The 10,150-nt window shown below is 39.4% G+C and carries 5 protein-coding genes; 1 reads left to right on the top strand and 4 read right to left on the bottom strand.

Features of this window, described 5'->3' with window-relative positions; translation table 11 throughout:
* A partial coding sequence (locus tag N824_RS03075; protein ID WP_200869805.1) for a putative Ig domain-containing protein occupies positions 1–4,267 on the bottom strand: 4,267 nt, incomplete at its 3' end.
* A 250-nt stretch (positions 4,268–4,517) separates the two neighbouring features.
* On the opposite strand from N824_RS03075, the gene N824_RS03070 reads away from it, so the two are divergent.
* Entirely contained in the window at positions 4,518–7,052 is a 2,535-nt protein-coding gene (locus N824_RS03070; RefSeq protein ID WP_048903682.1) for a hypothetical protein, read from the top strand.
* 45 nt (positions 7,053–7,097) lie between these two features.
* On the opposite strand, the gene N824_RS03065 is transcribed toward N824_RS03070, so the two are convergent.
* From N824_RS03065 to N824_RS03055, 3 genes are all read right to left on the bottom strand, one after another.
* On the bottom strand, positions 7,098–8,696 hold the full coding sequence (locus N824_RS03065; protein ID WP_048903681.1) for a S8 family peptidase: 1,599 nt from the start codon (positions 8,694–8,696) through the stop codon (positions 7,098–7,100).
* Between the two features lie 196 nt (positions 8,697–8,892).
* The gene (locus tag N824_RS03060; protein WP_048903680.1) at positions 8,893–9,330 is read right to left on the bottom strand and encodes an Rrf2 family transcriptional regulator; all 438 of its coding nucleotides are present in this window, start codon (positions 9,328–9,330) and stop codon (positions 8,893–8,895) included.
* 302 nt (positions 9,331–9,632) lie between these two features.
* Complete coding sequence (locus N824_RS03055; RefSeq protein WP_048903679.1) at positions 9,633–10,139, bottom strand: GbsR/MarR family transcriptional regulator; 507 nt, start codon at positions 10,137–10,139, stop codon at positions 9,633–9,635.
* Positions 10,140–10,150: the final 11 nt, after the last annotated feature.

The raw sequence follows: 10,150 nt of genomic DNA, 5'->3' as shown, positions 1-10,150 counted from the left end.
CCGATCTTAGSTTAGCCAATGATGGTCCGCCGGTTGCTGCTGCATACCATTTAATGGTATTGCCCGCATCGGCTGTTGCCTGAAGCGTAGCTGTTTGGCCTGAACTGATGGTCTCGTTATTGGTAACAATGGCTGCCAGTGCAGGAGCAGCATTGATGGTAACAACCACCGAAGTGCGGCTGCTTACTGCTGTACCTGATACTGCCTCTACATAATAGGTAGTAGTGGCCGTTAAGGCCGGAGTGGTAAAGCTTGATCCGGTAGCTATCGAAGTACTGCCGGTTGAAGCATACCACCTGTATGTTACTCCCGTAAGGGTATTGGATACGGTCAGTGTTGCTGTAGTACCACTGCAGGTCGTAACTCCCGCAACTACGGGTGCCCCAACATTTACTACCAATGCATAATCTGTACTGGTAGATAGGTTGTTCGCATCTGTTGCAGTTACTTTGATCGTATAGTTCCCACCTGTTGCAGGGGTACCTGTAAGTTTACGGGTTAAAGGGTCAAAGCTCAGCCCTGCAGGCACACCTGTTGCAGCATAGGTATACGGTGAGGTACCGCCGGTTACAGCAGGTAAGGTCTGGGCAGGGTAAACTGTACCTACCAGACCAGCCGGTAATACCGCTGTAGGAAGTGACAATACCCCGTTTACTTTTAAAGCATAAATCTGCGTAGCTTTTGCGCCCACCGCATCGGTAACTTCTACATTTATATTGTAGGAACCAGACTGGGTTGGTGTTCCACTGATCTGACGGGTAGTAGTATTAAAGCTTAATCCCGCAGGAAGGTTAGTGGCAACATAAGTATAAGGACCGGTACCACCTGTTGCGGATGGAAGGGTCTCGGTAGCATATAGTGTACCCGCTGTACCGTCTGCCAGAACTTTTGCCGGCAGCACCAGTGGATCGCTTACTTTTATCGTATAATTTCTGGTAACACTGTTACCGTCTGCATCGGTAACTTTTACCGGGATAGTAAAGGTACCTTTTGTAGTTGGTGTACCGGTGATGGTACGGGTTAAAGGATCAAAGCTCAGTCCTGCAGGTACGCCTGTAGCACTGTAAGTATAAGGACCTGATCCCCCTGTTGCTGCCGGAATGGTCTGTGCAGGATAAGGAACACCGACGGTGCCATCTGCCAGGGTAGCCGCAGGCAATACCAATGGATCTCTTACAATAATGGTGTAATCATTCGATACACTGTTGCCGTTCGCATCAGTAGCCGTAACAGGAATTACAAATGTACCTTTCTGTGTAGGGGTACCTGTGATCTCCCTGGTCGACGGGTTAAAGGTCAGACCCGGAGGAAGATTAGTGGCAGCGTAGGTATATGGTGTAGTACCTCCTATTGCGGCCGGTATGGTCTGCGTAGGGTATGGGGTACCAACAATGCCGTTTGGCAAAGTAGCCGCAGGAAGCGACAAGGCTGCTGTTACTTTTAAAGTATAAGCCGCTGTTGCCGTACACAGCTTACTGTCGGTTGCAACAACAGAGAAAGTGAAGTCTCCGGATGCTGTCGGGGTTCCGCCAATTGTACCGTTAGCTGATAAAGTCAGCCCTGCCGGTAAGCTGCTGCCTGCTGCAAGGGTATAGGTAAATGCTGGCGTACCACCGGTAGCCGCATTGATCTGTTTTGAATAAGATGAGTTTACTGTAGCATTGCTCAGTACTGTAGTCGCAAAAACAATTGCCGGGTTTACCGTTACCTTAACAGGTACACGCTCTACATTTGCACAACCAGCCTTGCTTACTTCTATATAATAGGTAGTAGTAGCCGTCAGTGCAGGGGTAGTAAAGGTCTCCCCGGTGGCAAGTACTGTGGTACTGCTGGCCGTAGCAAACCACCTTAAAGTAGTGCCTCCGTTAGCAGTAGCTTTCAGTACAGCTGTGCTGCCTGAACAGATCGACTGATCACCTGAGGTTACGGTTGGGTTTGGATAAATAACTTCCGCACCATATATATTTAAATTGTCTAAAGCAGAAACCAATGCACCGAAACGGATCTCTACTCTGTCGTAGATACCCCCAGCCGGTACAGTAGCTTTAAACCTGTTGCCGCTTAATAGTTTAAGTTTTAAAAGAGTCGAATTCAGCGGATAGCTGTTCACCACACTTGTACCGTTCAGTACGGTAACAGTAGCACCTCCAAGTACGCTCACATCTGCAAGACCTGTTGGGGTCTCAAGATCTAAACGGATACTGTCGGTAGCTGATCCTGCACTTGCAAAAATCAGACGCTGATAACCGGTCGCCCCTACACCTACAGCCAAATGGATGCTGGTGAAATTGGTCGCGTTGGCATCGGTAGATGCACCAGGATTGTCAACGCCGCATAATAAACACAGACCATCTATACCGCTCTGCTGGGCGGTTGCTGCATTACAGTTCGGATTTACAGGTCCGCTGGTTACCGTTACTTTCACCGACACTCTTGATGAGCTCACACAACCTGATGCATTTTCAGTCTCTACATAATAAGTAGTGGTAGCTGCTAAAGCCGGAGTGGTAAAGCTTGATCCGGTAGCCAATGATGGTCCGCCGGTTGCTGCTGCATACCATTTAATGGTATTGCCCGCATCGGCTGTTGCCTGAAGGGTAGCCGTTTGGCCTGCACTGATAACTTCATTGTTGGTTGTTATCACCGCAAGAGCAACTATAGGACTTACAGTTACATTTACAGCAGTCCTTGGACTTACGCAAGCCCCAATTACGGATTCAACGTAATATATTTTATTAGCAGTTAATGCTGGTGAGTTAAAAGTTACACCAGTTGCCAGAGCTGTACCCCCTGTAGAAACATCATACCATCTGTATGTTTGGCCGGGGACAGGTGAATCCACCTGCAGGGTAACCGTTCCTCCATTACATATAGGCAATGGAACAGTTACAACTGGCGGAATTGGATCATTAACCGTTATACTTACTTCAGTGCGAGGTGATGTATTGGTACAATCAGTTCGTTTAGCTTCTACATAGAATTTATTTATACCCGCACTTAGATTTCCAGGTGTAAAAGTTGTACCAGCAGTCCCAGTACCCCCAGAAGCCTGGGTATACCATGTATAAGTTGCGCCCGCCTGTGGGCTATTTATTTTTAAAACGACAGGATCGTTGATACAGACAACTGCAGATTTGCTAACCACTCCATTTATTTCTGTAGTTGTAGGCATTACTCTGCTAACCTCATGTAGATTTATAGAGGCTAAAACACTTAACACTCCTCCTAATCTTATTTGTACTCTGTCAAATTGCGTTGTAGGCGCAAATGTAATCACTGCGGTATTGCCTCCCCCGCTAAGTAATCTCAAATTCAAGAGCCCACCGGATCCCGCGACTACCTCACCTGGGACATTTCCGTTAAATGTTTGAATTGAAATAGAATTTAAAAGCTGTGCTTCAATTAATGCCGCAGGTGTCGATACGACCATGCGAACAGAATCTCCGATTACGGAATTCCCTAAAAACACAATGGTTTGCTGAGCATAGCCCGCAACTCCTACTGTTGCATTTAAAACTGACTTTGTTGCTTCACTCCCATCTATGGCATTTTTAGGATCCACTACCGCTCCAAGAGCAGCAATATTTCCAACGATGCCGTGAAGTTCTTCAACTGGAGCATCACATGCGCCGTTTATAGCATCCTTTAAAAAGTATGCATGGTATACATTAATACTTGCCGCAACCCCAAGCAATCCCCCGTTTACCTTAACCCGAATCCTATCATAGGCGGCGCCCGGAGCAGGGACAAAAATCTCTGCCTGATTACCGCTTGCAAGAAGGTTCAATAATGATGATCCCGCATCTACCGGACTTCCAACAGCATTAGAACCATTATAGGCCTGTGCCGTTATTGCCCCTAATGCACTTACACTTAGTAAGCCTCCGGTTGAAACCTTAACTACTGAACCGGTAGTTCCTGTTGGCAAGCTACCTGAAGGAAAAATAAGTTCCTGATATTTCTGTCCTCCAACACCTATTCCAACTGAAATAGTTGAAGCTGTGTTTAGAAAGTCGCCTGTTAAATCTATTGCATTTCCGCGATTGGCAACATTACAACCCAGGCAAAGACCAAGGGTGCCTTCATTATCAGTACTTGCATAAACACGTTGTTTTGCTTGCGCATACGAATTTGTATTTAATAACGTTATTGCTATAATACTTATAAGAACAAGAATAGACTTTTTAAGATTTCCTGGTAGGGTAGATGTCCATTTCATAGGAGAGGGATTGAGATTATCTAATTTACTTGGTACAATTTTACTCATAGATTAGATCGCAAACCACGTTCGAATTGTTCATTTAAGGCCCCAAAAGCCGTATTTGTTATTCATTTTGTTCATTTTTGAATAAAAAAAACAAACAAACCTAAGGGCAAATAAATAACATACTGTAAAACAGATGATTACAAAATAAATTCATTGATGTTCATTTTTTATCCACGGAAGAAATATTCATTGTTCCTACTTAAACCATTATATTCGTTTCGTTCAAGAATTTGACGCTGAATTATAATGTATGGATGAAACATTTATCTTAAACGAACTCAAAAGCTTAATTCTATCCAAAACAGGAATTCGAACCATCACACCTGCAGATTGTAAAAGAATTTCAATTGAGATCAGCAAGACATTGAACAAGAATGTTAGTGAAACCACTATTAAGAGGCTGTTTGGCTTTGCTATGGTTAAACACAACTTCTCCAAATTTACCATAACTACATTATCAGAGTATGTTAATGAAGAATATCCTGAAACTGGAAATAGCTCATTAAACCTCAGCAACCAGACTTCTCTTCGCACATGGAAAGAAATTCACGATAAGGCAACCAAAGTAACCGACTTCACGCTCAAAAGTGTGAGGAACCGTTCGGGAATGCCATATGAATTGACGATAGGAAGAAAATTTGCCGAACACGATTTTGAGGATTTCTTTAACAATAGCTATAGTTTTACTTGTTTTATTTCTCAACCTGGTTATGGCAGAACCATTTTACTCAGCCATCTGGCCGAAAAATTCCTTACCAGTAATCTTCCGGAGTACAAAGACTCTACCCTGCTTTTTATTACAGCCTATAGTTTTTTTAACAAAGACCATATATCTCCAAATTTTGAAGATCAACTAAAGTTGCAATTGGGAATTCACCCTAAGGATAGTCTAGTTAGCTACATTAAGCAAAATTATAATGCATCTGGGGGAAAATTCGTAATCTTTCTTGATGGCTTTTCGGAAGTAGTGGTCAAGGCCGATCTTAAAAAACAGCTGTTCGAAAGCATCATTAATTTTATATGCAATATTGAAGATAATGAATGTATTAAATTGGTAATGAGTATGAGATCCACCACTTGGATCAGATTTTATGATCGAATAAGGCATTCTGCCTATTTAAAAACAAAGTGGTTTCCTGGAAATTACTTTAATGTTAATGATGTTTCAAATGTACCACCACTTACAGAAAAAGAAGTTGATTTAATCCTAACAAAAATTAACAAAATCGATCCGAATGAAATCAATTCAAAACTTAAAGCTCAATTAAAATTTCCATTTCATATTCAGCTCTATTACCAGTTAAAAGAGGAAGACCCGTACTTTAACTATTCTACAAATATTACTTTCTATGAGTTAACATCTCGTTTTATTCAAGACAAGATATACAGATCGAATTATTATACTGAAAAAATCCTTTTCCTAAAGAAAATAATTCAGTTAACCGATTATGGAAAAAACGGTAATTCCGTACCAAAGGATGACCTTATAAGTGAATTGTCGGCATTCAAAAATGCATACATGGAACTTTTATCCGAAGGAATACTTATGGAAGAAAAAAGCCAGCAAGAATTCCATCCAAGGGAATATGTTCGTTTTATTCATCCTCACATTTTTGAGTATTTTTTATTCATTGAACTCTTAGAAAAATTTCACCTAAAGGTGGACAGCTCTTTCTTCGATTACATTAAGGAGGAATACAAGAATACTAATGCTAGATTTCAGCTCCTGCAGTGGACGATCAGATTTATTATAAGGATTGGCGATTTTAAGTCTTTAACTTACATTTTTAATCTCGAACTAAATAACTACGAAAAGAATTACCTAATTCTTTTTATAGCTGAGAACTTAGAATACCGGAATAAATATAGCCCTGAAACCATCAAATTATTAAGAGAGCATAAGCTTCATGATATCATAATTAAAGAGCTCATCAATTTCGATTTTATAGACTCTTGTTATAAAGAAGCGATATCAGTCCTTATCAAAGTAGCGGATACAAATGAAAATCTGTTAATATATCATTCCTTGCTAGCCTTCTTCGATATTTTAAGTTTAGACACCAAACTGATCAAGGAAAGAATTGAAATATTAGCTCAGTTTAAGAGCGCCAAATGGTTAATACCTCCTCATAATATTATCTCCATGATTCATGCTAAGATCATGGGCGTACCTTCTTCTCAGGAGGAATTGACATTTAATGATATTGAGGCGCTAATCTTAATGCAAGATCCGAATGATGTAACTCCTCAACAAGCCATTTCTTATTTACTCATTGTTATATTGGATCAGCTCTTTGATGAGAAAGCGAGTACACTGCACCTTATTAATGCGGTTTCTAGGCATCATGCTAAAGCCCTTTCAAAAAGGGCACCTATGTCGATTTTTTTAATGGCCATTTTTGCACTTGTAAGTTCAAAGATAAATCCTGATAAAAAAACTGATAGATTAGAACAGGTTCTTGTTTCATTGGCAGATAATAAATCCAGATTTAGGATCACAAAGTACACGGAATCATTGATCAAGTTAATGCAGGCTTATCAGGCCAAAAACAGAAGAGAATATACAATGGCTTTTAATTACTGCAACGAATGCCTTGAACTTTTTAAGAGAAATCAGATGAACAAGAATTCACTAAGTGTATATAATCTTATTATTGAGATTTTTACAGCACTAAAAGACCCTGTAAAAGTTAATGAGTATAAATACGAACGTCTTTGTTTTATGGAAGACAATAAAATATCTCACCATTTATTCGCTTTACCAAACGAAACAAAAAGATTTTAAAGATGATACCAATCCCTAATTGGTGATTGGTATCATCTGCATAGATTATTTTTTATATTCAGAGGCAAGTTTTAATGCATTATACGCATTCACTATCCCTCCTGTCACAGAAAGATCTGAGAACGGTACGGTCTTGGTCGTCTCATCATTATCCTTAATTGTAACATTTTGTTCTACCTTAACAACTGATTTCATAATGATATCTTTAACCTCTATTGCGGTTAATTTCGGATAGTACGAACGAATCAACCCAGCTAAACCAGCCACTACTGGAGAAGCCATACTTGTTCCATTTAGTTTTTCATATTTAGAACCAGGTACAGTAGAATTTATATTTACTCCAGGAGCAAAAACATCAACCGTATTTTTTCCGTAATTCGAGAAACTAGCTTTTATAGTTTCATCATTTGTTGGTCCAGATGCCCCTACTGTAATCCACGAGGTGGCTGTCCCTCCATTTTCGTAATTTGGATTCGGATAATTTTTAGCTACTTCCAGATTTTCATTATCATTGCCTGCCGCATGTACAATTAGAACGTCCTTGGAAACAGCGTATTTAACTGCGTCATCTACAACAGCTTTGTCCCACGAATAAGATTTACCAAAGCTCATATTGATAACTTTTGCTCCATTATCAACTGCGTAGCGGATTGAATTTGCAACATCTTTATCACGTTCGTCTCCATTTGGCGTACTGCGAACAGCCATGATGGCTACGTTATCCGCTATACCATCAATACCCAAATCGTTCTTCCTCACCGCGCCAATAATACCGGCAACGTGAGATCCATGTCTGGCGTCCGGACCAGCTACATCATTATTCCCATAAAATTTCTCCTTACTATTATTAGGATCATCACCCACTATGGCTCTTGGATCGTAATCAAGATTTAAATTATAATCAACCTGAGACTTAAAGTGCTCATAGCCTGCCAATATCTGAGCATTATAAAATTCATCGAAAGTGGTGTTTTTTAATTGCTGCAATAATATTCTCTGAATATTTGTTTCAACATCGGAAGATGGTTTAAATGCCTGAATATCTTCAATAGTGGGTTTATCTTTACCTATCTTCTTTACTAAATCATCAATGGCAGATTTAATAGCCGAATAATTTTCTAATCCTTCCTTTGCTTCAGCTAGCTCTTTATCCAGTTCGGCTTTATTCTTTTGATATGCTTCAAAAGCAGGCAGATCATTTGCAGAAACTGAAGTTGCATCCGCTTTTCCAAATTTAGCGCTATCTCTTCGCACTAATCTGGTCAACTCTAAGGTTTCATAGTTAATTGATCCTTTACTAGATCCCAGAAAGTTCCAGCCATTTATATCATCAGCATAACCGTTTTTATCATCATCTTTGCTATTACCGGCTTTTTCCTTCTTGTTTATCCAGATTACTGTTTTCAGATCTTCATGATTAATATCAACGCCACCATCTAAAACAGCAACGATTACTTTTGTAGATTTCTTACCTTTCAGTAATTCGGTATATGCTCTTTCTGTACTAATTCCAAATGTAGAATCTGCTTTCAGATCCAGGTTTTGCCAATTAGGCTTTTGAGCGAAGGACATAAAAGGAATAATCATCAATAACGACATTCCAAGTATCCGGCTAGAAAAATTACTCATGTTCTTTTTATTCATATATATAAGTTTTAAAACAAAGTTAATTAAATAATATCTCAGGGAGTTAATAACAAATGTGTGATTATCACCCGATATAACGAGAAAACCAGATATAAAATATCTGGTTCCCTAATATCAAAGCAAAATGTATTCCAATCTTAAGATAAGACTATAATTGAAGCGTCATTTCATAGAATTCCTTAACCGGTATGATTTAAGACACAATGTTTTCGTCAGTCTCCCGAGCGATCACATCAGCTATAGAAGTCTGTGCCAATACATTTAACGTGGCATTTCTTACATCTATAAATGTTTTTCTAATTCCACAAGTTACCTCGTCGTGGCACTCATCGCATTTCCGATAAAATTTCAAACTTGCACAAGGTACCATTGCTATTGGCCCGTCAGTAATGCGCAGGATATCAGCAAGAAATATATCTTGGGGGTCTTTATTTAAACTATACCCACCTCCGGCGCCCTTTTTACTATAAAGGTATCCTGCATTACGCATATCTAACAGGATCTGTTCCAAAAATTTCCTTGGAATCATTTCCTGTTCAGCTAATCTGACTATTTGCATTGGAGGGTTACCAGTGTTCTTACCAAGAGCAACCAGTGCTTTTATCGCATATTTCGTTTTCTTAGACAGCATATAACAAAGCTAAGAAAAGATATAAGTATAGTAAAGCTTCATCAAAGATAATTTAACTAAATAGTTAACAAATTGTGTTTTTATAGTATAATCTATGGTTTTTACCGAACATTATTTTAAGTTCTTACTATTGATTTGTTAAGGAAGAGCAATTTGCCATTTATGTAGACTAACTGCCAAGGCAACAAGGTCTACGAATGTTGACAATGCAATAAATCGAAAATCTCGACCTCATTTCAAGCATGCGAGCCAAAGCAGAACATCTTTCTAAACTATCAATTTATATTGAAACTTTAGAAAAATTATTTGAATATTTTAAAAATAGAACCCCAAAACCAACTCTCCTCTGCCTTCAACATCGTTTCCAGAGTCTTATTTACATTTTTTGCGAGTTTGTTTATATCCTTTACTGAACTTCTAAATGTTTTATAATTTCGATCCTTATCATCGCCTTTCACTTCAGATAACTCGTTTAGAAGCTTAATTATAGGGTCCAGCTCACGCTTCTTTCTTTCTTTAGCCACCTGTCTGGCAATGTTCCATGTATCCTTATCTGCGTAAAAATACTCTTTACGTTCACCAGATTTATGTTGCTTTTCTACAAGTCCCCAACCAATTAAATCTCTTAAGTTCATATTGGTATTTCCTCTGGAGATGGTAAGTTCTTCCATAATATCTTCAGTGGTTAATGCTTCAGGAGAAATAAGAAGTAAAGCATGAATCTGAGCCATAGTCCTATTAATCCCCCATTCAGAGCCCAATTTACCCCAGGCTTCAATAAACTTCAATCTTCCTTCTGATAATTCCATACTCAAAAATA

Source organism: Pedobacter sp. V48 (assembly GCF_000523515.1).
Taxonomy (GTDB): Bacteria; Bacteroidota; Bacteroidia; order Sphingobacteriales; family Sphingobacteriaceae; genus Pedobacter.
Note: the sequence above shows the minus strand (reverse complement) of the source record. Positions and strands in the feature narration are given on the sequence as shown.